Origin of the sequence: uncultured Actinomyces sp. (assembly GCA_900541895.1) — a bacterium.
Taxonomy (GTDB): Bacteria; Actinomycetota; Actinomycetes; order Actinomycetales; family Actinomycetaceae; genus Pauljensenia.
Genome location: UWSI01000010.1, coordinates 1 through 24965 on the forward strand (window position 1 = coordinate 1; position 24965 = coordinate 24965).

Annotated in this window: 25 protein-coding genes; 16 read left to right on the top strand and 9 right to left on the bottom strand. The window is 56.4% G+C overall.

Features of this window, described 5'->3' with window-relative positions; genetic code table 11:
- Positions 1–196 (bottom strand): RNA-binding S4 domain-containing protein (locus QZR18_RS03970; RefSeq protein ID WP_295910399.1); only part of this gene is annotated, 196 nt, incomplete at its 3' end.
- Between the two features lie 160 nt (positions 197–356).
- On the opposite strand from QZR18_RS03970, the gene QZR18_RS03975 reads away from it, so the two are divergent.
- The 8 genes from QZR18_RS03975 to QZR18_RS04010 all read left to right on the top strand — a co-directional run bounded on the left by QZR18_RS03975 (position 357) and on the right by QZR18_RS04010 (position 5775).
- Positions 357–965, top strand: coding sequence for a hypothetical protein (locus tag QZR18_RS03975; protein WP_178707098.1), 609 nt, complete (start codon positions 357–359; stop codon positions 963–965).
- Positions 965–1729 (top strand): SseB family protein, encoded by a 765-nt coding sequence (locus tag QZR18_RS03980; RefSeq protein ID WP_178707032.1) that lies wholly within the window; start codon positions 965–967, stop codon positions 1727–1729. The genes QZR18_RS03975 and QZR18_RS03980 overlap by 1 nt, the downstream gene beginning before the upstream one ends.
- A gap of 241 nt (positions 1730–1970) precedes the next feature.
- Positions 1971–2645 carry a translation initiation factor IF-3 gene (gene infC / locus QZR18_RS03985; RefSeq protein ID WP_009747982.1) on the top strand — a complete coding sequence of 225 codons (675 nt, stop codon included), beginning with the start codon at positions 1971–1973 and terminating at the stop codon, positions 2643–2645.
- A gap of 43 nt (positions 2646–2688) precedes the next feature.
- Positions 2689–2883: a 50S ribosomal protein L35 gene (rpmI, locus tag QZR18_RS03990; protein ID WP_009747983.1), complete on the top strand. Its 195-nt coding sequence runs from the start codon at positions 2689–2691 to the stop codon at positions 2881–2883.
- A gap of 29 nt (positions 2884–2912) precedes the next feature.
- Positions 2913–3293 (top strand): 50S ribosomal protein L20, encoded by a 381-nt coding sequence (gene rplT, locus QZR18_RS03995; RefSeq protein WP_009747984.1) that lies wholly within the window; start codon positions 2913–2915, stop codon positions 3291–3293.
- A gap of 7 nt (positions 3294–3300) precedes the next feature.
- Positions 3301–4155, top strand: coding sequence for an RNA methyltransferase (locus QZR18_RS04000; protein ID WP_178707030.1), 855 nt, complete (start codon positions 3301–3303; stop codon positions 4153–4155).
- 188 nt (positions 4156–4343) lie between these two features.
- Positions 4344–5399 carry a thiamine-phosphate kinase gene (gene thiL / locus QZR18_RS04005; protein ID WP_178707028.1) on the top strand — a complete coding sequence of 352 codons (1056 nt, stop codon included), beginning with the start codon at positions 4344–4346 and terminating at the stop codon, positions 5397–5399.
- Positions 5359–5775: an RNA methyltransferase gene (locus tag QZR18_RS04010; RefSeq protein ID WP_295910403.1), complete on the top strand. Its 417-nt coding sequence runs from the start codon at positions 5359–5361 to the stop codon at positions 5773–5775. The genes thiL and QZR18_RS04010 overlap by 41 nt, the downstream gene beginning before the upstream one ends.
- A 91-nt stretch (positions 5776–5866) precedes the next feature.
- Here the strand turns inward: QZR18_RS04010 and QZR18_RS04015 are convergent, their stop codons facing one another.
- The 3 genes from QZR18_RS04015 to rpmB form a co-directional block, all read right to left on the bottom strand.
- Positions 5867–7168: an MFS transporter gene (locus QZR18_RS04015; RefSeq protein ID WP_178707026.1), complete on the bottom strand. Its 1302-nt coding sequence runs from the start codon at positions 7166–7168 to the stop codon at positions 5867–5869.
- 19 nt (positions 7169–7187) lie between these two features.
- Positions 7188–8693 (bottom strand): sucrose phosphorylase, encoded by a 1506-nt coding sequence (gtfA, locus tag QZR18_RS04020; RefSeq protein ID WP_178707024.1) that lies wholly within the window; start codon positions 8691–8693, stop codon positions 7188–7190.
- 293 nt (positions 8694–8986) lie between these two features.
- Positions 8987–9178 carry a 50S ribosomal protein L28 gene (gene rpmB, locus QZR18_RS04025; RefSeq protein WP_019127135.1) on the bottom strand — a complete coding sequence of 64 codons (192 nt, stop codon included), beginning with the start codon at positions 9176–9178 and terminating at the stop codon, positions 8987–8989.
- A 240-nt stretch (positions 9179–9418) separates the two neighbouring features.
- Here rpmB and QZR18_RS04030 point away from each other — a divergent pair, with 240 nt between their 5' ends.
- The 8 genes from QZR18_RS04030 to QZR18_RS04065 are packed head-to-tail and all read left to right on the top strand — an operon-like array spanning position 9419 to position 16938.
- Complete coding sequence (locus tag QZR18_RS04030; RefSeq protein WP_178707022.1) at positions 9419–11026, top strand: hypothetical protein; 1608 nt, start codon at positions 9419–9421, stop codon at positions 11024–11026.
- On the top strand, positions 11023–13179 hold the full coding sequence (locus QZR18_RS04035; RefSeq protein ID WP_178707020.1) for an ATP-dependent DNA helicase RecG: 2157 nt from the start codon (positions 11023–11025) through the stop codon (positions 13177–13179). Before QZR18_RS04030 ends, QZR18_RS04035 begins: the two co-directional genes overlap by 4 nt.
- Positions 13180–13193: 14 nt before the next feature.
- The gene (gene rsmD, locus QZR18_RS04040) at positions 13194–13766 is read left to right on the top strand and encodes a 16S rRNA (guanine(966)-N(2))-methyltransferase RsmD (protein ID WP_178707017.1); all 573 of its coding nucleotides are present in this window, start codon (positions 13194–13196) and stop codon (positions 13764–13766) included.
- Positions 13763–14272 (top strand): pantetheine-phosphate adenylyltransferase, encoded by a 510-nt coding sequence (gene coaD, locus QZR18_RS04045; RefSeq protein WP_178707015.1) that lies wholly within the window; start codon positions 13763–13765, stop codon positions 14270–14272. The genes rsmD and coaD overlap by 4 nt, the downstream gene beginning before the upstream one ends.
- Complete coding sequence (locus QZR18_RS04050) at positions 14265–14981, top strand: hypothetical protein (protein WP_178707012.1); 717 nt, start codon at positions 14265–14267, stop codon at positions 14979–14981. The genes coaD and QZR18_RS04050 overlap by 8 nt, the downstream gene beginning before the upstream one ends.
- Complete coding sequence (locus tag QZR18_RS04055) at positions 14974–15537, top strand: DUF177 domain-containing protein (RefSeq protein WP_178707009.1); 564 nt, start codon at positions 14974–14976, stop codon at positions 15535–15537. Before QZR18_RS04050 ends, QZR18_RS04055 begins: the two co-directional genes overlap by 8 nt.
- Positions 15537–16289, top strand: coding sequence for a ribonuclease III (rnc, locus tag QZR18_RS04060; RefSeq protein WP_178707006.1), 753 nt, complete (start codon positions 15537–15539; stop codon positions 16287–16289). Before QZR18_RS04055 ends, rnc begins: the two co-directional genes overlap by 1 nt.
- 34 nt (positions 16290–16323) lie before the next feature.
- Complete coding sequence (locus tag QZR18_RS04065) at positions 16324–16938, top strand: response regulator transcription factor (protein WP_034234131.1); 615 nt, start codon at positions 16324–16326, stop codon at positions 16936–16938.
- A gap of 1 nt (position 16939) precedes the next feature.
- On the opposite strand, the gene QZR18_RS04070 is transcribed toward QZR18_RS04065, so the two are convergent.
- The 5 genes from QZR18_RS04070 to QZR18_RS04090 form a co-directional block, all read right to left on the bottom strand.
- Positions 16940–18580, bottom strand: coding sequence for a GAF domain-containing sensor histidine kinase (locus QZR18_RS04070; protein ID WP_178707002.1), 1641 nt, complete (start codon positions 18578–18580; stop codon positions 16940–16942).
- A complete protein-coding gene (cydC, locus tag QZR18_RS04075; protein WP_178706999.1) occupies positions 18577–20370 on the bottom strand; it encodes a thiol reductant ABC exporter subunit CydC in 1794 nt (597 codons plus the stop codon). The genes QZR18_RS04070 and cydC overlap by 4 nt, the downstream gene beginning before the upstream one ends.
- On the bottom strand, positions 20367–22076 hold the full coding sequence (gene cydD / locus QZR18_RS04080) for a thiol reductant ABC exporter subunit CydD (RefSeq protein WP_178706996.1): 1710 nt from the start codon (positions 22074–22076) through the stop codon (positions 20367–20369). Before cydD ends, cydC begins: the two co-directional genes overlap by 4 nt.
- Before the next feature lie 87 nt (positions 22077–22163).
- Entirely contained in the window at positions 22164–23285 is a 1122-nt protein-coding gene (cydB, locus tag QZR18_RS04085) for a cytochrome d ubiquinol oxidase subunit II (RefSeq protein WP_178706994.1), read from the bottom strand.
- A 14-nt stretch (positions 23286–23299) separates the two neighbouring features.
- Positions 23300–24850, bottom strand: a complete 1551-nt coding sequence (locus tag QZR18_RS04090) for a cytochrome ubiquinol oxidase subunit I (RefSeq protein WP_178706991.1) — start codon at positions 24848–24850, stop codon at positions 23300–23302.
- Between the last annotated feature and the right edge of the window lie 115 nt (positions 24851–24965).

Below are 24965 nucleotides of genomic sequence, written 5' to 3' on the forward strand. Positions count from 1 at the left end.
GTGGCGTACGAAGCTCGACGAGCTCGCCATCTTCTAGGGCGTGCCCGCGGCGGGTTTCAACTTCGCCGTTGACACTCACGTCACCGCTTTGGATCAAGTCGCGTGCTTCTGCACCGTCCTCAACCAGACCAGCGCGCTTGAGGAATTGGCCTAGTCGGATTGAGCCGCGGACCTCGATAGTGGGGATGGAAGGCATGTGCGCTCCTGTGCTTGAGGGCGTGTTTTTCGCTTTGTATTATCACACGCCTCTATGTCGCGATACGATAAACGCTGTTACCCAACACGAAGTGGAGGCCCTTGTGTCTGAAGACAACAATCGGGATCTGGATGCGCAGTTTCGTGATCTAGTCGCAGACATGGAGTCCGATCTTGAGGGGGATCTGCCACAAGACGCGGGGGAGGATGCGTCGTCGACACGAGATGCGCTGGATACCCCCGTTGATGAGTCGCTTCACCTTGAGGGTGGCAAGCTTTCCGTTGCCCTAGTACTCGCTCCCATCCCTTCCGCCGAAGCCCTCCATTCTCTGCTCGCTCTTTCCGGTATTCACGAGGCCGTGGTGCGGTTGAAGCCTTGGACTGGGGTGTGGTTGCGAGTGCAGACCCAGACAACCCAAGAAGAAGAACTCAATGTGCTTCTGACAGGGCGTCGTCCAATGCCGCCGGAAGTTGATCGGATTGCCTCGGTGATTTCGCGACTGTCGAAGTATGGTGCCGTTGCGATTATGTCCTGGCTGGTTGAGGGCGATGGCGTGGAGCCCGGTGTGTCAGGTCAGATCACTGCGCAGCGCTACGTCAATGGAAGTAGCGAGGATGATATTCCTGCAGGGCTGCTGTTGGGGGCAATGCCTCAGGCGACCGAGGATCTATTGCTTGGCCGAACTCTTCCCTCCGACTATCCCGATTCCATTCAAGCGGATGGAAAGGGAGGCCGCCGCGGTCCCTTCTCGTGGTTGAGGAAGCGCTGATGGCTGAGGTAATTGGCGAAGAACAGAAGAACCGTTTGGCGCAGCGTCTTTCGATGGCTACGCACAACCGAGATGATCACGGACAGGTACTGAGTAAAACTCAGCATGCACTTGAGCGCCCTAAGGATAGTGCGCAACAACTCGAAGAGCTGGTCTATGCCCTTGAGGATGAGCGTGTAATTGTCCCAATCCGTGTTGAAGAGGATCCTCGAGTAACTGGAGTCCATGCGGGGGAGTTGGGGCACGATCCGGCTGGGTTTCTCGTGATTGAAACCTCCGCCGGTCCAGCAATTGCTGCGTTTAGCTCTTCTGCATCACTCTCGGTTTTTGATCCGAGCTCGCGTCCCATGGGGCTTCCTTTCAAGCGAGTTGCACTGGTTGCTTTGGTTGAAAGCGCAGGGCGCGTTGTCTTTGACCCCCACAGCGCAGATATTGTGGTCCCTCGAAGTGCAACCGTGGCTCTGGCCCAGGGAGATCATTGGCTTCCTGCGTGGAAAGATCGGGACCTCAAGAATCTGCTACTTGGGCAGGCAAGCCAGGAATTCTCGCCAGTGAGCGATCTCCACGTGGAATATGCCGGCCAGGAACTCTGTCGCATCATTCTTGAAATTGATGCGTCGAAGGTGCGTAGGAATGAGGGTGACCTTACGCGCTCTGAGCTGCGAGAAAAAGTCCAGGGCGTCATTGAAGGGCTCAGTGCTTTTCCTCGGCTGCGCGCCGTTACAGACCAGATTCAATGGGTTCCTCGATGGGTGGGGATGTGAGTCATTCCATCGCATTGCCATCAATCGAATATCGCCCTTGGCGCATGAATTTGCTAAGATATTAGCGACCAATCGGGGATTTCGCCCCGATCGTGCAAGCGGAGTTTCTCCCACCTTGATTCCCGCCCGAGTTTTCGGGTTGCCCACGTAGAGCCAGGGGATCGGGTTAAACGGTAGCAGCCGGACGGATGTTGTTGCCGGGATAAGCCTTCGTGCGCACAGTGGCACGAAGGCCTTTTTCGTGTCACGGATACGACTGTGGAAGGAGCCACTCATTAGCGAGCCTCGCATCAATGAGCGGATTCGAGTTCCCGAGGTACGTCTCGTGGGACCCGGAGGAGAACAGGTTGGTGTTGTCCGCGTGGAAGACGCACTGCGTCTTGCCGAAGAAGCGGGCCTCGACCTGGTTGAGGTTGCACCCGACGCTAAGCCGCCGGTTGCAAAACTCATGGACTACGGAAAATACAAGTATGAAGCGGCCCAGAAGGCTCGCGATGCTCGCCGTAATCAGGCGAACACGCAGCTCAAGGAGATTCGCTTCCGCCTGAAGATTGATGACCACGACTTCTCGGTGAAGAAGGGACACGTTGAACGTTTCCTTTCCGCCGGTGACAAAGTCAAGGTCATGATTATGTTCCGCGGTCGTGAACAGTCACGACCTGAAGCGGGCGTCCGACTCCTGCAGCGTCTTGCTGAGGAAGTTGGAGAACTCGCCACTGTCGAATCGATGCCTCGCCAAGATGGCCGCAATATGACCATGGTTCTTGCGCCCACGAAGCGCAAGTCCGATGCGGTCAACGAGCAGCGCAAGCGTCGCGAAGCTGAACGTGAAGAACGTCGCGGTAAGCGCGCAGAACGCGCCAGTAAGGACCAAGCTCGTGTGGCCTCGCAAGAGGCAGATGCACAGAAGAAGTGAAGGTTGGGGTTAAACCCCGTCCGGAAGAAGAAGGATCAAAATAATGCCGAAGAATAAGACGCATTCCGGTTCCAAGAAGCGTTTCCGCCTCACTGGAAAGGGCAAGATCATGCGCGAGCAGGCTGGTGCACGCCACCTCCTCGAGCACAAGTCCTCCCGCAAGACCCGTCGTCTGGCCTCGGATCAGGTTCTGGCCACCGCCGACGTCAAGCGCGTCCGTACCCTGCTGGGCAAGTGACCGGCACCTTCGACAAGGAGATTTAGAAAATGGCACGTGTTAAGCGTTCTGTTAACGCCAAGAAGAAGCGTCGCACCGTACTCGAGCAGGCATCCGGCTACCGTGGCCAGCGTTCGCGCATGTACCGCAAGGCCAAGGAACAGGTCACGCACTCATTCGTGTACTCCTACCGTGATCGCAAGGCGAAGAAGGGCGATTTCCGTCGCCTGTGGATCCAGCGCATCAACGCTGCTTCCCGCGCACAGGGCATGACTTACAACCGTTTCATCCAGGGCCTGAACCTGGCCGGTGTTGAGGTCGATCGCCGCATGCTCGCCGAGCTGGCCGTCAACGATATCGCCACCTTCAACGCTCTTGTTGAGGTTGCGAAGAAGGCTCTGCCCGCCGACGTGAACGCGCCCAAGGCCTGAGCATTCAGTGAGCAGCTTTTCCGAACGCCCGTCCATCCTCGATAATCCTCGCGCTGATCGCGTGAAGAAAGTCGCGGCATTGGCCGGGCGTTCGGCGCGCTCACGCGCCGCTCTGATCCTGGTTGAAGGGCCGCAGGCGGTGCGCGAGCTGGTTCGCCATCGCGCAGGTAGCGTGCGCGATGTGTACCTGACCGAGGCGGCTGCGCTCCTGCATCCGGATGTTGTTACCGATGCTCGGAAAGCAACGCGCTGGGTGCATACGGTGACGCCGGAGGTCGCCTCCGCAATGAGTGGAGATGCTCAGGGGATCCTCGCAGTTGCCGACGCCGAGGCGATCCACACCTCGTGGGATCCGCAGGCGGGGCAGTGGCCCGCGACCACGGTTATCCTCGCCCAGGGGCGTGACCCCGGGAACGTGGGGACGATCATCCGCACGGCCGATGCGATGGGTGCTCAGGCGGTTGTGGCCGTCGCGGGAACCGTTGACGTGACAAGTCCCAAAGTCATTCGTTCCTCCGCCGGCTCCCTTTTCCACATCCCTGTCCTCTCCGCCCCGTCGGTGCACGAGGCGATTGCCGCACTGCGCTGTGAGGGGCACGTTGCGCTGGGAACATCCGGCGGGTATGGTTCTGTGGATTTGAACGACCTTATGACACCTCGATCTGCCGCTCATACTGCGCTGCGGGGACCGCACTCCTGGGTTCTGGGCAATGAAGCTCAGGGACTGTCGCAGGAGGAGCTTGCTGCCTGCGACCTCCTGGTTCGTATCCCGATGAGCGGCCATGCCGAATCCCTCAATGTGGCGTCGGCTGCATCGATCTGTCTTTTTGCCTCTCAGTGGAGTCGCGACCAGCTGCTGTAGGCGTCGTGATCGCTGAGTTCAGTGCAGCTCGCGCCCCCTGCGCTGTATATGTGGGGTCTTCTGGTGGTTCTTGTCTAAAGAATCCATATTTGCCTGTCTTCTGTTCTCGCTGCTCAGAGTGAAGAAAGCTTCCCTCATTCTGGATAGTCATTATTTTTCTGTGGGGCTGGCTCAGATAGGATGGGGGTGTGCGAGTTGCAGACACCAATGAAAACCAGCTCATTACCACCTTCCGTGAACTCCTTCCGTCAGGGGAACGCACTCTTATCGGATCGGGAGATGACTGCGCGCAGATTGTGACACCGGAAGGGCACTTCATTGTGACCACGGACGTTCTCGTCGAGGGACGCCACTTCCGAGTCGACTGGTCGAGCGCCTATGAGATCGGTGCGCGCGCTGCCGCCCAAAATCTCGCGGATATTGCGGCCATGGGGGGACGTGCCTCCGCTCTGGTCGTCTCCCTGGTGTTGCCTGCAGATACCGAGGTGGACTGGCTGAACGACCTGGTGGAAGGCTGCGGCGATCGCGCACGAGAAGCCGGTGCCGGCGTCGTCGGCGGCGACCTATCTTCGGGAGATCAGCTGGTGATTGCTGTGACGGCAATGGGCTGGTGCCCCCACGGCGTCGTGGTACGCAGCGGTGCGCAACCCGGTGACGTACTGGCCGTTGCGGGAACCCTGGGACGTTCCGCGGCCGGTTTAGCCGCCCTCTCCTCGGGGAAGGTTCCCCCCTGCACCCCGAGCGCTGAGCTTCCCTCATCGATTCGCGAGGCGGTTTCCGTTTTCCGTGCCCCTGTCCCTCCGCTGGAGGCGGGGGTGCACGCAGCCTTGGCGGGGGTGCACGCCATGATGGACGTTTCCGATGGGCTGGCGGTGGACGCTCGACGAATGGCCAAAGCCTCGGGAATTGTCATTGAAGTGGATCCCGCACTTCTCAAGGAGGACGTGGACGCTCTACTTCCCGTAGTGCGCCTCGTGAATCCGGAGGACAGCGGCGCAGAGGAAGGCTATGCGCGTTCCTGGGTGGTCGGTGGGGGAGAAGACCACTCTCTGCTGGCTGCTTTCCCGCACGAGGCGCCTCTTCCGGAAGCTTTCCGTCCCATTGGGCGTGTCCGCGCCTGTCGGGGTGGGGAAAGTCCCGCCGCACTAATGAACGGCCAGAAATTGACCGGGGGCTGGGATCACTTTGCCTGCGATGCGATCGATGGGCGCGCGTGCAATCATCGCCGTGAAGGGGAGCGTTGACGCCTCGAACCCCAAGGTTATTCGCTCCTCCGCAGGCTCAGTTTTCCACCTTCCTATCGTTCCCCTTTCCTCCTTTGACGAGGCCTGTCAATGCCTTCACGATCAGCGTTGCGTAATCCTGGGGACTTCTGGTGCGCAAGGCGCCTACAGTTTGAGTCAGCTGATGTCTCAGGCAGCTCTTGAAGGGTGCGGTTGGCTTGTCCAATCACATGCGTGGGTCTTTGGAAATGAAGCTCAGGGAATGAGCGATGAAGAAATGGCCGCATGTGATGCTCTGGTAATGATTCCGATGAGCGGCCAGGCAGAGTCCCTCAACGTTGCAAGCGCCGCTGCTATGTGCCTCTTTGCCTCGCAGAACGCACGCGTGGGGGAATAGGAGCTCTTCAAGGTATAGCTGCCTCGATAAAAAGCCCGGCGCATCGGTTGCTTAATAGACAACTGATGCACCGGGCAATTGTGTTTGAGGCTTACTTAACCTTCTTGATTCGCATGATGAGCCATGCGGCGATCAAAACAACGATGATCGCGACGATGAAAACGACCGTGTATGCCGAGGTCGGCGTTGTCGATGTATGGGTCATGTTCTTGACAATCACAACGATCGCAGAGGTCATCAAAGAACCAACAACCATCGATAGTGTGTTCGCGAGGTTCAAGATTCCCAGGTCTTTGCCGGCCTCGTCGGGGTTGGGAAGGACCGAAACGTTGAGCGCCTGATCGATCGCGTTGTACACGCCGTACCCAAGGCCGGCGATTCCCGCAAAGAGGTACATACCCAGCGCAGAATGGAAGATCAGCGGCATTGCGGAGCCAATCGCAAACATGACGCTGGCCAGGGCAACCGGGAGCTTGCGGCGACCGATGAAATCGGTGATCGGCCCAGCGCCCAGTGCTGCGACCAGTGAGACAGCCAGAGTAATCACTGCCATCGAGGCGATGAGCTCCGCTGCTAGCGTGGTTGCATTGGCATTACCTGCGAAGATGTAGTCCTGAGCGATGTAGAGCAGGTAGGTGTTGATCATCCAGTAGCCGCCCATCATCAAAGTACGACCAACAAGTGCGTAGTAGAAATCAGGTGCATTCTTCGGAGGGCGGAAGGATTCAAGGATGCGCTTTGCTGAGAAGCTCTCATCAGATTCACCCCGATTGTCCCCTTCACGTGGCCAGATGATCACGGTGACAATACCGATGGCGGCAAAGACTGCCGCGCCTAGGAGCCAGCCGTGAGTCAGCCCATTGTCTGCCTTGAGAAGGCGGGCTCCAACCAGATTGCCGATGGTTTGACCTGCCGCGATTCCGGCCCCATAGAAGCCCGAAATCGTTCCGCGGACCTCGTCGGGAATGCGGTCAGACATTGTTGCCACAAAGGGCGCAAGCATAACGTTGTATCCCAGCTGGGCCGTGCACCACAGCAGGAGGATCATGGGGAATGAATGTTGGTTCAGTGCAAGCAGTGCCATCGCACCACCAGCAATCAGCCCACCGATGATGATCCATGGAGTGCGCTTACCGAAACGAGAACGTGTCAAGTCGGAGAAAGTTCCGAAAATAACGTTTGCAAGAAGCGCGACTACCGAACCAACCGCGTTGATAGTGCCCAGCATTGATTCTTTTCCGGCCGCGTTAATATCTTCGAGCACTGCCGGCAAAATGACGGAGGTCAAAGCGACCCAGGGGATTGCACAGGCGACCGCGCTGACGGTGAAACCGACACTGAGGCGGATGAGGTTGATCCGCTTTTCTCTTGGCGGTCTAGAAACCTTGTTCATCTTGGCTCCTTATGGCTAGTCAGATGTGGGCAACTGGTGGCTGGGCAAGCAGATCGTCAGTGCGGTGCTGGCCTTCGCAGTCGGTCCACGTCAGGGAAGCAATAGACCCGGTCTCAGAGGGGGTAGCGGGATTGAAAGTCAACTGTGCGCTGGCATCCTGAGCTTCCCAAGTGAGCGCGAGTACGTCGCCATCTCTCTGGTAAGAAAACTCGCCGTCAAAAGCCGGAAGAGTATTGCGGAATGCGCACAGTGCATTGAGGGCCTGAACAATGGGACGTCGAAGGTTATCTTCGACCTCTTGTGCCGTGTAGTAGTGACGGTTGATGTCACGACCAACGTTGGTGCGCTTAAGCAGTTCCATGTCATTTGCACCCGCGAGAGCGCCCACGTAGTAGACCTGGGGGATCCCGGGTAGGAAGAACTGAACTGCTCGCGTGGCGAGGTAGTGCTGGTCGTTGCATCCCAATGCGGAGTAGTACGTGGAGTTGACCTGGTAGAGATCCAGGTTCGAGGCCGCGGCACCGGTAGCTTCGCGCGATTCCCCGTGGGTGTTTGCGTGGATTGTTTCGACGAGGCGGTCGACGTCGGGATCTGGAACCAAACCCTTGAGTGAACGGTCCAGCTGGTCCGAACCGATGTCGATGACGCCGATTCCATCGTGGGTGTCCAGTACGGTCACAGCATTGTTGGGTCGTACGTTGATCCAGTGCTCAAGAGCATCGACGCTGCCTGAGAAAATTGAGTGGAGCAAGAGAGGAGGAAGTGCGAAGTCATAGACGCGGTCGACCTTACTGGCGATGTCGATCTGCTTCTTGTAGTAGGAGTGCACCTCGATTAGAGTTTCTAGACCACGCTTTGCGCCCTCTTCTTTAATGCGCTCAATCAAGCGGAAGGTCTTAGGGATCATGAAGCAGGACGTGCGTGCTTCCTTAGCACCATACCCGACGGCATCAAGGCGGATTGACGAAACATGGCTTGCTCCCAGCTGGTCAAGGATCGACATCAGGTAATCCCAACCCTGCTTCGAATCGGTGTCGATATCAACCTGCTGTGGGGTGAAGGTCGTCCAGACCAGACGCGTCTTATCGCCCCAAGAATAGTGGGTGAGCGGAAGGCCTGGGCGAGGACGATAGATGCCAGCGAGTTCTTCTTCGGTTACACCTTCGGGGAAGACACTGGACAAGGTCAGGAACATCGGGGCGAAGGGGCTGTCTTCACCATTCTTCATGACATCTTGGAACTGCTCAGATTCCCATGAAACGTGATTGACGATGGTGTCAACCATGATTTCGTGGGTCCTTGAGAGCTCGGCTACGTCATCCCAAGAACCAAGACGCGGATCAACCTTTGTGTGGTCAACTGGGTCAAAACCTGCATCTGCACCATCGAAGGGCGTGAAGAAGGGGAGGATGTGAACGCCTTCGTAGACTCCTGAAAAATGCTGGCGGAGCGTGGTGGTCAAGGCGGAAATAGTGCTGCCACCGAAACGATCGGCATAGGCGATGAGTTGAACCTTATTCTGCAATGGTCTCCCCAATCGAGGTGCGAGATTTCGCAAATTGGATATGAGCAAATTCAGGATAACGTGTGGAAAAATAAAATGTTCTGTCGGATGCAGATAATGAGTCAACCAAATAGGTGGGTAATTACTGAGAAAAGTCTGGATGAGGAGGATGCTAGGGGAGTAAGGGTCTTCCCACCTGTGGTTTTCTTAGTTTTGTTGCCTTGGTTGCTTCTATGTCGCATGGGACTAAAGGCGCTTAAGGGTAAAAGAAAAGGCCGAACTCGCAAAGCGAGCTCGGCCTATCTATGTCTGAATCAGGCAGCGCGAACGACTCGATCAGACTTCAGGCACTTGGTGCACACGTTCAGGCGCTTGGGCGTCCCATCGACCAGGGCGCGAACGCGCTGAATGTTCGGATTCCACCGGCGGTTGGTACGAACGTGCGAGTGCGACACGCTCTTGCCGAAGCCGGGTCCCTTACCGCACACGTCACAAACGGCAGCCACGATGTTCTCCTCGGTTTTTTCTTACACGATTGGTTGTCTTGATCATGACGATCAAGAGGCCATTGGTGACAGCTCACCGCAGGCAACTATGACACCTTAACTGATTTCGTCCCAAATAACCAAGTCCACAGAGGGAAATATGCGTGTCAGGTGGCACACATGTGCCTGAAGGCGGAACAATGTTGAAGGTATCCCACATCGCAGCACCGTCAGGTTAAGACATCGTTATAAGGACAACTTGTGGCACTAGATTCTGGAGTTTTGGCGCGTAGCTTCCAGATAGCGGCTGATGAAATGACAAAGCTCGCCCCTTTTATCGATGACCTCGACGGAGTAGGTGGGGGGGACTGTGATACCGGAACAAACGCGCGTGTCACCTTTCAAACTCTCGCTCACGGGTGTGCGCAGCTTTCCGACAGTGATCCGCTTTCTGTTGGCCTTGATTGTGCGATTCAGTCGGGAATCCGCGGAGCGCTGGGACACTGCGGCGTGCTTCTCGTGTCGATTTTTTCCTCTTGGCATTCAGCGCTTGATGATGCCTCCATCAGTCCGGTTGTCCTTCGCCGCATGCTCTTGGCGACCCCTTCCGCTCTGAAGGCTGCGCATGCCCAGGGGAGTGCCACGGATGCAATGCTGCGCGAGGCTTGTTCAGAACTTGAAGGACTTGGCGATACGCTCCCCGAGGTTCCCCAAGAACTCTCCGCATTCTGCGCTGCCGCGCAATTCGGCCTCGTCGAGGCCACGGGATCTTCCACTGCCGCCATCGACGCCGGTGCAGCGGTCGTTGCGCTTATGTTCAGCGCTCTCGATGCTGCCTGCCGCGATGATCTGGGGATGCTTGAATCTCTTGCTGCAATGCTCGCGGAATTAGCGGGGCATGGAAGCAATCGGGTCCGTCCACATGCGCCGACGCCTGATCGCGCATTCACAGTCGATGTCATTCTTCAAGGAACCCTTGATGATGTCGAAGCTCAGCGTCGCCAGCTTGACGCCCTGGGAGCGCGTTATTCTTGGGCCGGGCATGCCGATCTTTTTGGATTGGGCGAGTGGCGCTTCCACATCGATACTGCCGCTCCTTTATCTGTCCATCCCAAACGCGGCCGGACACTCCGCTTCCACGTCGCTGATGCACGCCCCGATGAAACAATCGGAATCGATACCCTTGCTGATGGAGTGACACACCGAGGTATCAGGCTCTTGGAACGCCAGCCCATTCGCAGGGTGGAACGTGCCGCAGTCGTTGTCTGCACGCGGGTTGCGGGAATGGTTGAAGATCTTGCCCTCAGCGGTGCCCAAGTTTTCCTTGATCCTCAGCTTGAAGATCTCGAGGCTCTTGTTTTTCCTGCGCGCTGTGCGTCGACTCGGGTGGAACTCATTGTTCCCAGTGATAGGGAGTGCCTTGCCCTTGCTAAAAGGATTAGTGCCTCTTATGTGCGAATGGGGGAGGAAGAGCTCGATATTTCCGTTGCGCCCTCAACGAATGAATTAGAAGCACTGGCAATCAGCCGGACCTGTGCGCCACTCTTTGTGCCTCAACCCGGGGGACGCACTGTTGCCACTAAACTCCGTGCGCTTATCAAAGAAAACGCCCACAGCTCGCTTCTTGCTCAACACACGACGGAGATTGATGCAGAGTGGCAGGTTGAGGACGTTTCTCGTGCCCTTCAAGATCTCGCATCCTACGCGCCGACACGCTGGGTGTTACTTGCTGGAAATGAAGATGCGGCAACCTTGATCGCGGTTCTGCGTCAGCTTCTCGACAGTCTCACCCCTGAATCAACCAGCGTGGATCTTGAAGTCATTGATGCCGCTCCTCAAACCAGTTCTCTTCTGCAGGCGCTCGCGTGAATCCACTTGATACCCCTCTGAGCCTTCGACTTCCTGCCAAACTGGCAAAGAAGCTCGAAAAAGCGGGCATCCTCACTATTGGCGACCTGCTCTATGATGCACCTCGTCGCTACTACCATTGGGGCGCCCTCACACCCATGCATGTCCTGCGTCCGGGAGAAGATGTCACTATTTTGGCCGAAGTAGTCAGTGCTCGGCTGATCCCTAATCGTTCGCGCGCAGGGGTTCGATTCGAAGTTCGCCTCACCGATGGCTCCTCGGAAATGACCGCGACTTTCTTTGCCAGTAGTCCCTATAAGCTCAGCGTGCACGAACGCCTTCTTCAACCGGGAGAGAGTTTTCTTTTTGCTGGAAAAGTCGGGGAATATCGAGGGAATTTGCAATTGGTGCATCCCGAGTTTGAAGGCGTTGATGATGAACAGGCAGCCCCCGATATTGAAAAACGCTCGAACCGCCCCATTCCCATTTATTCCACACGCGGTGGTGTCACCTCGTGGGTGATTGCACGTGCAATCGCCGTTGTGTTGGATTCTTTGGACCTGGACGCTCTTCCAGATCCTGTTCCTGAGCAGATCCGATCGCGTTTCGACATCGAAGCGCTGGGAAATGCCCTACGGCTTCTTCACCAGGGCAGTACGGATCAGGATGTTGCACGTGCAAGACGTAGCATGCGCTGGAGAGAAGCTTTTGTCTTGCAAGCGTTCTTGGCAAAACGTCGACTGGGAAATAATGCGTTGCGTGCGCAAAGCTGCCCAGAAAATCCTTTGGAACTTCAAGCCTTCCTTGATGCACTTCCCTTTACTCTGACGCAGTCGCAGCGCAGTGCCATCAGTGCCATCAGTGCTGATATTGCCTCGTCGCATCCCATGCAGCGCCTTCTCGAAGGGGATGTGGGATCAGGAAAAACTGTGGTTGCGTGCGCCGCCTTGATACAGGTGATTGCCGCTGGCCATCAAGGTGCGCTACTTGCTCCCACCGAAGTCTTGGCGCGGCAACATGCAGATTCAATTCGAGCGTTGCTTCAGCCCCTTGAATCTGCGGGTTTCCCAGTGGATCTGCGTCTGCTCACTTCCTCGACACCGGCCCCAGCTAGGCGTGAAATCGAGCGTCTATTGGCCTCGGGAATGCCGGTGATCGTGATCGGGACGCATGCCTTGCTCTACGCGCGCAATCTCTTTGCCGACCTCGCTTTGGTTGTGATCGACGAGCAGCATCGTTTTGGCGTCCAACAGCGAGACGCTCTTCGTGAAAGCCGCGATGACGGCTTGCTTGTCCATCAGTTGGTGATGACTGCTACTCCAATCCCTCGAAGCGTCGCAATGACGATTTTTGGAGATTTGGATGTCACGGTGATGAAAGGCTTGCCCTCGGGCAGAAAACCGGTGACAACTTTCGTTGTTGATGCGGGAAATGCCGTGTGGATGGAACGCATGTGGCAACGGGCACGCGAAGAAATTGACGGCGGCGGGCGCGTTTATGTCGTCTGTCCGCGGATCGATGAAGACGATCATCCCGATGTGTTGCTTGAAGATAGCGCCGCCCCTCTTGCATCGGTGACAGCAACAATCGAGATGCTCGCTGGGGTTCCTTCGCTATCGGGCGTGAGAGCAGTGAGCGTGACCGGCAGAGATAGCAGTGAAGAAAAAAGCGCCACGATGAAGGCTTTCTCCAGCGGGCAGGCTCCAATTCTTGTTGCGACAACTGTCATTGAAGTTGGCGTCGATGTCCCCGAGGCGACCATGATGATCATCTTGGATGCACAGCAATTTGGGCTTTCGCAGCTCCATCAGCTGCGTGGTCGCGTGGGACGCTCCTCGAGGCAAAGCATCTGCATGGCCGTTCATCCTTCGTTCATCAGCGATACTTCGGCGCAACGTTTGGAAGCCTTCGCTTCATCAACCGATGGTTTTGTTCTTGCCGAGGCCGATCTTGCCTTGCGTCGAGAAGGTGACGTATTAGGGTCGGCCCAGTCAGGAAAAACTTCGAGACTGTGCTTCCTGAGCGTCGTCCGTGATGGTGCGATCATTGAAGAGGCTCGAGAAAGCGCGGGCGAACTCATCGCGGCAGATCCTTCTTTGGCCTCGTATCCGGAATTAGCGGCAAGTCTCAATGACGCTTCCAGCGAAGAGCTGGTGTGGATGGAACGCAGCTAACGTAGTCTTAAAGCATGACACGAATTATTGCCGGCACTTTGAAAGGTCGGACCCTACATGTGCCGCCTTCGGGGACACGCCCAACGTCTGAGCGCGTCCGTGAGGCAATGTTTTCGCGCCTTGAACACCTGGACGTTATCGAAGGAGCTCGCGTTCTTGATCTGTATGCGGGAAGTGGAGCTCTGGGTTTTGAGGCGCTTTCGCGCGGCGCAGATCAATTAACCCTGGTTGATTCCTCGCAGGGTGCGCTGCGAACTCTGAAAAAGAATGCCGCCTTAGTTGCTCCGGGCAGCATAGTTATTGGTGCGGATGCGCTCGCGGCAGTTTCTGGACGGCTGAGCGGCCAATACGACCTAGTTTTTATTGATCCTCCCTATGAGTGTGAGAGCGCAACTATCACCGAGATCCTTACAGCGTTGCGCGCACATTTAAGTCCGGATGCCTCGGTTGTCGTTGAGCGATCGACTCGCTCGACAGCTATCGAGCTCCCTGAAGGACTTATCTGTGAGGACCAGCGAGATTGGGGGGAGACTCGCGTTCTTTTTCTTGCGCCCCCACTTCCACAAACCGATGAGGAGAGCGAATGAAAGCCGTCATTCCGGGAAGCTTTGATCCACTCACCGTCGGGCATCTGGACTTTATTACTCGGGCGTCACGTCTTGTCGACCACCTGATCGTTGCAGTTGGAGTGAACTCAGCCAAGGCCTCGGCCAGCGATATCCAATGCCGTGTGGAAAGCACCCGCGCGGGGCTTGCTCACCTGGCGAAGGTAGAAGTCCTGCCCATGAACACGCTTTTGGTTGATTTTTGTCGCACACATGATGTGGATCTTGTGATCAAAGGGGTGCGCGGAAACGGTGACGTGGAGTCAGAGATGGCTCAGGCCGTGACAAATCGAGAGATCGGGGGAGTGGAAACACTGTGGATCCCCACCGATCCCGCACTGGGACATGTGTCCTCATCCCTTGTTCGCGAACTTTTTGCGTGGGGAATGGATGTCTCTCGGTATGTTCCGGCCCCAGTTTTGGCCGTGTGGGGAGAAAATAGAGAAGCAGTGTACGCGCAGAACCCAATTGGAGGAGACAATGGCTGAAAACCATGATGAGCACGCGGAATCCTCGCAGCAGTGGGAGGATCAGACCGTGTACGGTCCCTCGACTGTGATTGCGGCTTTGGACCGAATTGAAGACCTTCTTGAGGCTGCGCGCGCAGTTCCGCTCTCTGCTTCGGTAATGGTGAACCGAGCGGAGGTTCTCGATCTTCTCGATCAGGCTCGTGAAGCTCTTCCCGATGACCTCAAGGCTGCAGATGCGGTTGTTGCCGACGCGGACGCAGTGCTTGTGCGCGCCGACTCGGCTGCAGAGACGACTATTGCTGAGGCTAATGCTCGCGCTCGTTCGACCATCGACGAAGCCCGTGAAAAGGCCGATCAGTTGGTCGCCGAGGCCGAGGAACACGCCCAGAAGACCCGTGAAAAGGCCGAAGAAGATGCGAAGCGTGTGCGTGAACAGGCTGAGGCGGATGCGGAGAACACCCTTGCCGACGCCAATGCACAGGCAGAGCGCCTTGTATCCGGAGAAAACATCAAGCAGATGGCTGAGGAGCGTGCACGCGAGATTGTTGGGCAAGCTCGTGCAGCTGAAAAGCAGATGCGTACCGGTGCCGATGAATACGCTGCCTCCTCACTTGCAGAACTATCTGCACTTCTTCAAGAACTTCAACGCCGTACCGATGCCGGTCGGCGTGCCATTGCTGAACGCAATGGCCGCGATATTACGAACGTGACTTTAGAAAATGAGTGAACCTTTAGAGATTTCTCTTCGTGATCTTTCGCGCTCGCCTGGTTCAACGCGCGACTATCACCTGACTTGGCAGGTTCCTGACGACCTGGGAACCTCGGTTATGCGAGTGGTTCCAGGAACCGAATTACCTATCGATGTGACTATTACTTCGGTTGATGACGGAGTTCTGGTTCGTGCGCATACCGATGTTGATATCGATGGAGAATGCGTGCGTTGTCTTGATGAACTGACGCGTCACTATTCGGTCGATGTTGATGAACTTTTCTTCGAGCCGAAGGCTGCGCAGCGTTTGCGTAACGAGCAGGATGAGGAAGCAGAGGATTTCCCGACGATCTCGGCGCGCGACACGATCGATCTTGAAGGAATTGTGCGTGACGGCATCGTGACGCTGATGGAAGACCGTCCTCTGTGTAAGCCTGATTGTCAGGGGCTTTGCCCAGGATGCGGCGAAAAATGGGAAGACCTTCCCGAAGATCATGAGCATGTGGTGATCGATCCGCGTCTTGCGGGTCTGTCGGGTCTTCTTGATCAGCTCACCGCGCGGGATGAGAACTAATGGCTCGTCGTTCAAAGCTTCCTGTACCCCCGCGTCCCAATACTGATACCTTGCTTGAAGCATGGGGAACTCCTGTGCGCCAGGATCTATTGGAACTTGCGCTCATTCACCGTTCGTATGCAAATGAAGCCGGTGGAATTGCCCATAATGAACGCCTTGAGTTCCTGGGTGACTCTGTCCTTTCGATTGTCGTTGCCGATGAGCTGTATCACCGTCATGGCGACGTCCCCGAATCGGAATTGTCGCGGATGCGGGCAGCAACTGTTTCTCAAGAGCCCTTAGCGCAGGCAGCTCGGCACGTTGACCTAGGGGAGTACATCTACTTGGGGCGTGGGGAAAGTACTCACGGTGGCCGAGACAAAGACTCCATCTTGTCCGATACTTTCGAAGCCCTGGTCGGCGCAACCTATCTGAGCGTGGGCATTGAAGGCGCGCGTGCAACTATTTTGCGTCATCTCGGTTTCTTGCTGATTCACGCAGTCGAACGTGCGGCCGAACAGGACTGGAAGACAACGCTGACGGAGTTTGCCTTCACCCACGATATGGGGGCAGTGACTTACGAGGTTGTGGGCGAAGGGCCAGACCACCAGAGGGTCTTTACCGCTCGCGCCTATGTTGCCTCAAGGGACACCCAAGTTGGCCAAGGTGTTGGTACTTCAAAGAAACACGCAGAAAATGCGGCAGCAGCAGATGCAGTTGCCCGCCTCAGCGGTGAGAAGCGCGTCGATGAACAAGGAGAAAAACGTGACTGAAAACGATACCCCTTTGCAGACCCCGATCCGAGTCATGATCGTTGATGATCATGAGATTGTTCGTCGCGGGATTGCAGAGATTGTCGATCGTGCAGATGACCTTGAAGTGGTTGCAGAGGCCGGGACAGTTCAAGATGCTTTGCGCCGTGCCCAATTGGTCAGCCCCGATGTGATTTTGGTGGACCTCCAGCTTCCCGATGGAACAGGCATCGACATCATGGAATCTTTGGGGCAGACAAATCCCGAGATTCGCCCGATCGTCCTGACTTCTTTTGATGATGACGAGGCCTTGGCAGAGTCCCTTGCAAAGGGTGCACGTGCCTACGTGCTCAAGACCGTTCGCGGTGCAGAAATTACCGATGTCATTAAGGCAGTCGCACAGGGACGTATCCTTCTTGACGAACGAACGCTGACTCGCAGGCGTGCAGATCATGATGATCCGACCGCAGACCTAACTCCTTCAGAGCGCAAGGTCTTGGAGTTGATCGGCGATGGCCTGTCGAACCGTGAAATTGGCGCAAAACTGGGCGTTGCAGAAAAGACGGTGAAGAATCACATCACGTCCCTACTGTCGAAGATGGGGCTTCAACGACGCACTCAGGTTGCTGCATGGGTAGCCGGACAACGCGCTGCCGCTTGGCGTAACTGAGCTAGGCCAGGGGAACGCTCCAGGTAATCTTTGTTCCTTTTCCTTCGAGGCCTCTGCCAATGGTGAAGGTTCCGCCGTTAAGGCGTGCACGTTCTGCCATATTTGCAAGGCCTGAATTGCGTGTGTGCGAAGGATCGATCCCGACTCCGTCATCGGAAACGGAAACCGTGAGCCTACCTGTTTTCCCGCTTCCCTGAAGTTCAACATTGACAGCACCTGCGGTCGCGTGTGCGTGACGGGCAATATTGGACAGGCCCTCTCGCACGATTGCAACCGCATCATCGCTTCGTGAATCATCAACGCGAGAATTGAGCAGTTCAACGCGGTGATCTTCGCATTCTTTCTGTTCGTTAACCGATTGGCCGTCGACAGAAATGAGGAGCGAGGGTGCAAAGCCTAAAAATGAACGCGAGAGGGAGGACTCTCGGCGGATACGCTCGACCAAGCCAACGTCAGAATCGGGTTCGCGCAGATTATGGACGATTGCGCGGATTTGACGCACGGCCTCGTCAATGGAGGCGAGAGACAGGTCAAGAGCGTGGATGACCTCATCGACGCCCACCTGCTCTTCGCTGATCTTTTGCTTGGTCGAATCCAATTGCATACCCGCCGCAAAGAGCTGCTGGATCGCAAAATCATGCAAATCGCGGCCAATTCGATCACGTTCGTCGAGTAGGGAAGCGACGTCTTCAGCGTGACGAGCCGAGGCGAGCTCCAGTGCAAGAGCAGCTTGCGCGGCCAGAGATTCCGCTAAAGCAAGCTCGGAATAGTCAAATTCTGGTTTTCCGGGAAGACGGAGCAGGATGAGGACTCCGGCGGGCTTTCCTCTTCCACGAAGAGGCGCATAGAGCGCCGGACCGAATTCGGAAAATTCGGGGATACGCATGGTCTGGGCGCGCGCGAGGGAATCAACGATCATACCGGTTCCTTCGTTGAGTACCGACATCGCACGGCCTTCGTGGGGGAAGACAACTCCTAACAAGCGATCAGCGTGATGGCCGTCGGTGATTTCCGCAGCCCAGGTATCTTTCACTGAGGGCAAGACGATAATCGCCGTATCCGCCTGCGAGACATCGCGAACGGTTTGAGCGATCAGGGTCAAGCCTTCTTCCTCATCTGCTCCTTCGAGCATCGACGTGGTCAGCTGCTGCGATGCTCGAATCCAGCGCGCGCGCCTTCGAGCATCTGCATAGAGGTGAGCATTTTCAACGGCAATACCGGCTGCTGCTGCCAAAGTCTGCACAATGCGAAGTGCGCTGAGTCCAAAGCCTCCCAAGCGGTTGACCAGGTAGAGGCGTGCATAGATTTGCCCCTTGAAAGTGACAGAAACTCCCAGGAAGTTTTCAATCCCTTCAACATTGTCAAGAGAGGCAGGATCATTGAGAATCGCGTATCCCTCATCGGTAATGCGTTGGACCAACTCCTCGGGAAGATTCGAGGCCTCACCGGCTGGAGCATCACCGTATTCGACGAACATCGTCGTATCGCCCCAGGTATCAAGAACCGATAGTCCTGCATAGCGTGCACCGGTTAATGCGCATGCACGCTCGACGAAATTCTCGAGGACTCGTTGAAGATCTAGGCTTGAGGTGACATCAAGAGCGGCTTCAAGAAGTCGTGAATCGGTCCTTTCGGGGCTCATTCTTCCTCCTGCTTGAGTGCCCAACGGAAAGCTTCGCTCCTTGCAATGAGCTCGTCACGTCTTCCTCGTTCAGTGATGCGTGCGGGACGCAGGCGAGGATCATCGTGAGGATACCCCATCAGGATAATCTCATCTGCAATATCAAGAGCGCTTAGGCGGTGCGTGACAATTACCAAGCCCTTATTGACTGCGTGTGCTCGGATGGTTCTCATCAGAGTATCTGCGCTGTGCGGATCGAGGTGTTCACTGGCTTCATCCAAAAGCAAGATGGGTGCGTGTGACGCAAGCGCTCGGGCGGCAAGAAGTCGGCGACGTTCACCACCGGATACCCCAGTTGCCCCAGCCCCAATTACGGTGTCGATTCCCTGAGGAAGCGAAGCACACCACTCCTTCAGGCCAACGGTGTTCAGAAGATCTCGAGCTTCTTCCTTCGATAGATCAGCGCGTGCGACGCGAAGATTTTCGTAGATGCTGGTTGCAAAGATATGGGCATCTTCAGCGGTTACCTGAATGACGCTTGCACGTTCTTCATGGGGAATGTCCCGAAGAGGAACTCCGTTGAGAGTGAGTTGCCCACCACGTGCGGGGATCAATCCAGCTAGAGAATTTAGGAGTGTTGTTTTCCCAATTCCTGAAGGGCCAACGATTGCGATGCAGCGACCGGGGACAACATCAAGATTGAGGTTTTCAACTAAGAGTGGGCCATCGGGCCACCCGATCGCTAGATCACTCGCTTGAAGGTCGGGGTGGTGCCTCGCATCTTCGGGAAGCGGAGTCTGCTCGATATTCGAGGCCGTGGTGGTCGCTGCGTCCGAACCGATAAGTTCGCGAATCCGTAGTGCCGCCTGAGCACTACGGATGAGTTGTGCCATCGCAGAGTTCATCTGAGCCGAGGCCTCGAAAGAAGACAGGGGAGTGAGGGTAATGACCGCAAGAGCGACGGCGCTGAGGATCTGAGCCTGAACGGATGGAACTCCAACGAGGAGCGCTCCAACGACTGCAAGCCCCATAGATGCGCGATCGATGAATTGCGCCCAAGCGGAGGCGCGGGCGGCCCCTCGTCGAGATGACTCAACCTGGTCCTCGCTGCGTTCGAATTCGCTGCGCGCGCGGTCAATGAGTCCGTTAATTGCCAGCTCATCGTAGCCATCGATCAAGGTCACCAATGAGCTGCTCAGGGTGGCACGTGCCTGGATCCCCTCGACTTGAGCTGCGCGTTGTGCTCGAGCGGTGATAACGGGGGCAACGATCCCAGAAAGGATTAAGCAAAGCGCCAAAATCGCTGCGGCGCCGGGAGAAAGAAGTGCCAGAGCGCCGACGGTTGTGCACCCTACAATCGCTGCAACACCTGCAGGAAGGACAGATTTCACAATAAAATCGCCGACCTCGTCGACATCGGATCCCATACGTGCCAGCAGATCACCGCGGCGAAGCGAGATCACTCTGCCCAGATCTGAAGATGCTAAGGCGTCGTAAAGGCTCAGTCGCAGATGGTCCATGCCCTCGAGAGCCACGCGGTGGGAAATCAGGCGTTGAACATAACGCAAAAGGGCACGCGAGACACCAAAAAGACGTACCGATGTTGCAGCGACAGAAAGTACTAAGACAGGAGGCATTTGTGATGCTCGTGCGATGAGCCAAGCAGATGTTGCACCCAGAGCAATCGATGAACCAATTCCTAGGCTTGCCAGAAGGAGTGCACCGATAAAACGCCCCTTATCGACTCGGAGCAGGGACAACGCCCATCGCAAGGAGGACGCTTCCTCAGAAGTGAGAATCCGCATTTTCATTGCTCTCCTCCAACTTCTGTCAATTCGGCCTGATCCTTAACCCGCGAATGAACGCTGATCACTTGGTCTGCTGCATCGATGAGAGCCTCGCGATGCGCGATCGCAATGACCGTTCGACCTTTCTGACGCAGAGCCTCCATTGCCTTCAAAACGATCTCTTCACTCACAGCATCCAAGTGGGCCGTCGGTTCATCCAAGATGACAATGGGAGTGTGTGCGAGCAAAGCACGGGTAAGGGCAAAACGCTGCCGTTGTCCAACGGAAAGACCGGCCCCATCTTGGCCAATGAGCGTATCCCAACGCTGGGGAAGGGTGTCCAGAACTTCGGTGAATCCGCAAAGTGCTGCGGCAGCTTCGAGTTCTTCATCTGTTGAAGGTGGAAGCTGCTCGCGTAAGCTTCCGGGAAGCAAAGAGGGGTGCTGCGGTACCCAGGTTATTGCTTTCCACAGTTTTTCTGTGGGAATGTTCTGAAGGGGAATTTCTTCTCCTTCAAAGGTCCGGACCGTTAGGTGTCCACTTTGAATCGGAAGCAGCCGCATCAGCGCGTAAATCGTACTGGTTTTTCCTGAACCTGAGGGGCCTGCAAGGACGCTCAGCGTTCCGGGTAGGATATCCGCGTTCAACCCTGCAGGTGCCCAAGTTCCGCGTGCCTCAATCGAAAGATCGCGCAATGAGAAGGCAGCTGAAGACCAATCGATACCGTGATCATCCTGAACAGAGTCTTCCTCTTCCGACTCTCCAGCCATTGAAGGAATGGGAGTTTCTAAAATCTCGAAGGCTCGTTCGGCCGCGGCGATACCATTTGCGGAGGCGTGAAATTGAGCTCCGACCTGACGTAGAGGCTCAAAAACTTCCGGTGCAAGCATGATGACGGCGAGGCCGGTGAATAAAGATACATGACCAAAAACCATTCGGAAGCCGACTTCGACGGCAACCAAAGCGACGCAGAGCGTGGAGAGGAACTCCAATACAGCGCCAGAAAGAAAAGCAATGCGCAGCGTCGACATTGTTGCGCGCGTATTGGATCGCGAGAGAGATTCTAAATGCGCACGAGGAGCGCTTTCCCGACCCAAGGCGCGAAGGGTCGGTAGTCCTGCAATCAAATCCAGCATTTGCGCGCCCAAGATCTGCATTGTTTCCAGTTTTTCTGCGGAGGCGCTCTGAGTGAAACGGCCAATTAAAGCCATGAAAATTGGGATCAGCGGAACAACGATTGCGGCAATGAAGGCCGACCAAAAATCGAGGAAAAGGATTGTTGCCAGGGCTAGGGGAGTCACAGTTGCTGTGAGGACCAACTGGGGAAGATAGTCGACGAAGTAAGGGGAAAGGTCCGTCAGGCCTCGGGAGAGGAGTGTCGAGGCCTCGGAACCGTGAGTGGCGCGCCAGCGTGGCCCCAGGTTTGAGATGTGCGTCAGGACGCGTCCACGCAACTCTCGGATTGTCCGGTCTGCTGCTCGGTGACCCAAGGCCTCGCGAACTCCGATAACTGCCGCGCGAGCAATAACGATAGCGACCAAGAGAAGAAGCGGCGTGCGTACCTGGGTAAGTGAGGCACCAGACGTGACTGCGGGGGAGAGAGCAGCAGAAAGAGCAAGGGTCTGTGCAATTACCAAGACTGCCGTCACAATCCCCAAGATTGAGATGAGGAGGATATGACGACGTGCGCTCGAAGCGTACTTGAGAAGACGGGGGTCCAGTGGGCGCATTCTTCTATTTTCTGTCCTTGGAGAAGGTCGTGCTCGGTGAAAAAACTGGTGGCCCCGGTTTCCCGAGGCCACCAGCAGTGCGGACGATCAGCCCGCGAGGAAATTCTGATCCAGTCGGATCTTGTTCAAGATCAAACCGGTATTCGTTGAAACATCCGAGGAAGAAACGCGAGAGCGGAACTTCCAGTAGGACCACGTAGTGTAGACAAGAACCACGGGGACCAAGCAGAGGGCAACGATCGACATGACGGTGAGCGTTCCCGTAGTCGACGAGGCCTGTGCGATGGTTAGCGAATAAGCGGGATCGATGCTCGACTTCATGACGTTGGGCGCCATAGCTGCGAAGATCCATGCAACTGCTCCGGCCATTGCGAGGCAAGAGAAGAGGAAGGACAGACCTTCCTTACGCAAGACAGCCTGCGAGAAGACAGTCGAGGCGATGAGGCACAGCGCTGCAATGAGCAACGGGATCCATGCCAAGACGTTCGTTGAGTACGCGAACTGTCCCCAGATGACCCACACTGCAGCCAGAGCAGTGGCAACCACTGTCGCGGGAGCTGCGAAACCATTCGCGCGTTCCTTCAGGTCGCCTTCGGTCTTGAGGGCCAAGAACTGAGCGCCGTGAGCGAGGCACAGGGCAACCAGGACAAGACCACCCAAGAGAGTGTAGGGGGTGAGCAGTGAGAAGAAACCACCGGTCAGCTGGTGAACAGCTGTATTGAGAGAGGAGGGGACGTCCGCAGGTGCAACGACCGCGTTCGTTCCGTGGGTGACGACCTCAATCTTCATTCCCTGAACCAGGTTGGCGAATGCCACACCGAGGAGAAGGGGAACAAGCAGCGCGGAGACGGCGTGAACGCGATCCCAGACACTGCGCCATTGCTCAGAGTTGAGCTTCGAGCGCCATTCAATCGCGCAGACGCGAACGATGAGCGCCAGCAGAATGAGGAAGAGTGCCAGGTACATTCCCGAGAACATGGTTGCGTACCATTCGGGGAATGCTGCGAAGGTCGCGCCACCGGCGGTCAGCAGCCAGACCTCGTTACCGTCCCAGTGAGGGCCGATTGTGTGTAGCGCTTGGGTGCGCTCGCGATCATCGCGTGCGAGGAAGCCCTGGAGCATTCCCACTCCGTAGTCGAAGCCCTCGAGGACCAGGTACATGGTCCACAAGACAGCGATGAGGATGAACCACAAAATACTCAAAGTCATGGTTTTTCCTTTCCTCAGTAGCCGAATGAGAGTGCGCCAGAGACTGCTTCCTTATCGGTAGCGTCCTTGGGGCGGGGGTGGAGTCCCTCGACGGCGTAGCGCTTCATGAGGATGAACCACACGACACCGAGGATTGCGTAGAGGATGGAGAAGACGCTCATCGACACCAGGACCTGCCAGGCGGGAACAGCGCTGGAGATACCGGCAGATGTCATCATCATGACCGATCCGACGGGATCGCCGCTTTCAAGGCCTGCGATGTTGGGAACAACGACCCAGGGTTGACGGCCCATTTCGGTGAAGATCCAACCGAAAGAAGCGCCGAGGAAGGGCATGGGGATTGAAACAAGCGCGAAGATCCCCAGGGCCTTCGACGCGGAAGTCTGTCCCTTACGTGTTGCCCACAGTCCCCACAGCGCAAGTGCCGCGGAGAATGCTGCAGTACCGATCATCAGGCGGAATGTCCAGAAGGTCACCATCTGCGGGGGACGGAAATCGTATTGCTTCGCGTCGCCGTAGGTCTTGACAAAATCCTCATTGGAGTTGAGGAGCTCAACCATGCGCTGCTGCTCATCTGCAACACCCTTAACCTCTGCGGAGAAGGAGTTGTGAGACATGAAAGCAGCGACGCCGGGAACCTGGATGAACTTGGTCGGCTGCTTACCGTCATCGCCCAAGGGGCAGTCGCCGAACTGTGCAACGGTGAATGCTGCGCCTTGGGTATCGACACAGACACCTTCTGCAGCTGCCATCTTCATGGGCTGAATCTTCACCAGTTCTTGGCCCTGGAAGTGGCCGCTTGCTGCGGTTCCGAGCCCACCGATGAGGATAACCAACAGGCCGAAGCGAGCGATAGGACGCCACATAGACGAGGCTTCCTTTGCTCCCTCTTCGCCACCGAGGCGCTTGGCGCGGGTCATCCACCAGAATGCGATGCCTGCAACGAAGGTGCCGGCGACAAGCCAAGCAGAGGTGATGACGTGGGAGTACTCCCACACGAGAACGGGGTTTGCGACGACCTTGAGGAAGCCGGCTACTCCGTCGAGCTCTGCACGGCCCGTTTCGGGATTGAAGCGTGCACCAACGGGGTGCTGCATCCAAGAGTTCGCGCCCAAGATCCACAGCGCCGAGAACATCGTGCCAAAGGAAACGAGCCAGATGCAGGCAAGGTGCCATCCCTTGGAAAGGCGGCCCCATCCAAAGATCCACAGACCCAGGAAGGTTGATTCAAGGAAGAAGGCCAGAAGGGCCTCGACTGCGAGCGGAGCGCCGAAGATATCGCCGACGTAACGCGAGTACTCCGACCAGTTCATGCCGAATTGGAATTCCTGCACGATACCGGTGGCAACGCCAAGCGCGAAGTTGATCAAGAGCAACTTGCCAAAGAATCGAGTTGCCTGGAGCCATTCCTCTTTACCGGTCTTGTGCCACACGGTCTGCATAATTGCGACCAGGAGTGACAGACCAATGGTGAGAGGAACCAAGACGAAGTGGTAGACGGTCAGGATGCCGAATTGCCATCGTCCCAGTGTCAGCGCATCAAGTGCTGCTGGAGCAAAGGTCATGGTCATAGTCCTGTCTCAGGGAAATTGTGTTCAGGGTGTGTCATAAGTTCGTCACAGCTGTGGCAAAACTTTGACGACGTTGTGTCAACAAATATAGTTCCCCACCGTGTTTAAT

Bases quoted from the DNA above. Each gene is read 5' to 3' on its own strand.
- QZR18_RS03975 (WP_178707098.1), top strand. From the start codon at position 357: ATGGAGTCCGATCTTGAGGGGGATCTGCCACAAGACGCGGGGGAGGAT.
- QZR18_RS03980 (WP_178707032.1), top strand. From the start codon at position 965: ATGGCTGAGGTAATTGGCGAAGAACAGAAGAACCGTTTGGCGCAGCGT.
- rpmI (WP_009747983.1), top strand. From the start codon at position 2,689: ATGCCGAAGAATAAGACGCATTCCGGTTCCAAGAAGCGTTTCCGCCTC.
- rplT (WP_009747984.1), top strand. From the start codon at position 2,913: ATGGCACGTGTTAAGCGTTCTGTTAACGCCAAGAAGAAGCGTCGCACC.
- QZR18_RS04010 (WP_295910403.1), top strand. From the start codon at position 5,359: ATGGGCGCGCGTGCAATCATCGCCGTGAAGGGGAGCGTTGACGCCTCG.
- QZR18_RS04015 (WP_178707026.1), bottom strand. From the start codon at position 7,168: ATGAACAAGGTTTCTAGACCGCCAAGAGAAAAGCGGATCAACCTCATC.
- rsmD (WP_178707017.1), top strand. From the start codon at position 13,194: ATGACACGAATTATTGCCGGCACTTTGAAAGGTCGGACCCTACATGTG.
- coaD (WP_178707015.1), top strand. From the start codon at position 13,763: ATGAAAGCCGTCATTCCGGGAAGCTTTGATCCACTCACCGTCGGGCAT.
- QZR18_RS04050 (WP_178707012.1), top strand. From the start codon at position 14,265: ATGGCTGAAAACCATGATGAGCACGCGGAATCCTCGCAGCAGTGGGAG.
- QZR18_RS04055 (WP_178707009.1), top strand. From the start codon at position 14,974: ATGAGTGAACCTTTAGAGATTTCTCTTCGTGATCTTTCGCGCTCGCCT.
- rnc (WP_178707006.1), top strand. From the start codon at position 15,537: ATGGCTCGTCGTTCAAAGCTTCCTGTACCCCCGCGTCCCAATACTGAT.
- QZR18_RS04065 (WP_034234131.1), top strand. From the start codon at position 16,324: ATGATCGTTGATGATCATGAGATTGTTCGTCGCGGGATTGCAGAGATT.
- QZR18_RS04070 (WP_178707002.1), bottom strand. From the start codon at position 18,580: ATGAGCCCCGAAAGGACCGATTCACGACTTCTTGAAGCCGCTCTTGAT.
- cydC (WP_178706999.1), bottom strand. From the start codon at position 20,370: ATGAAAATGCGGATTCTCACTTCTGAGGAAGCGTCCTCCTTGCGATGG.
- cydD (WP_178706996.1), bottom strand. From the start codon at position 22,076: ATGCGCCCACTGGACCCCCGTCTTCTCAAGTACGCTTCGAGCGCACGT.
- cydB (WP_178706994.1), bottom strand. From the start codon at position 23,285: ATGACTTTGAGTATTTTGTGGTTCATCCTCATCGCTGTCTTGTGGACC.
- QZR18_RS04090 (WP_178706991.1), bottom strand. From the start codon at position 24,850: ATGACCTTTGCTCCAGCAGCACTTGATGCGCTGACACTGGGACGATGG.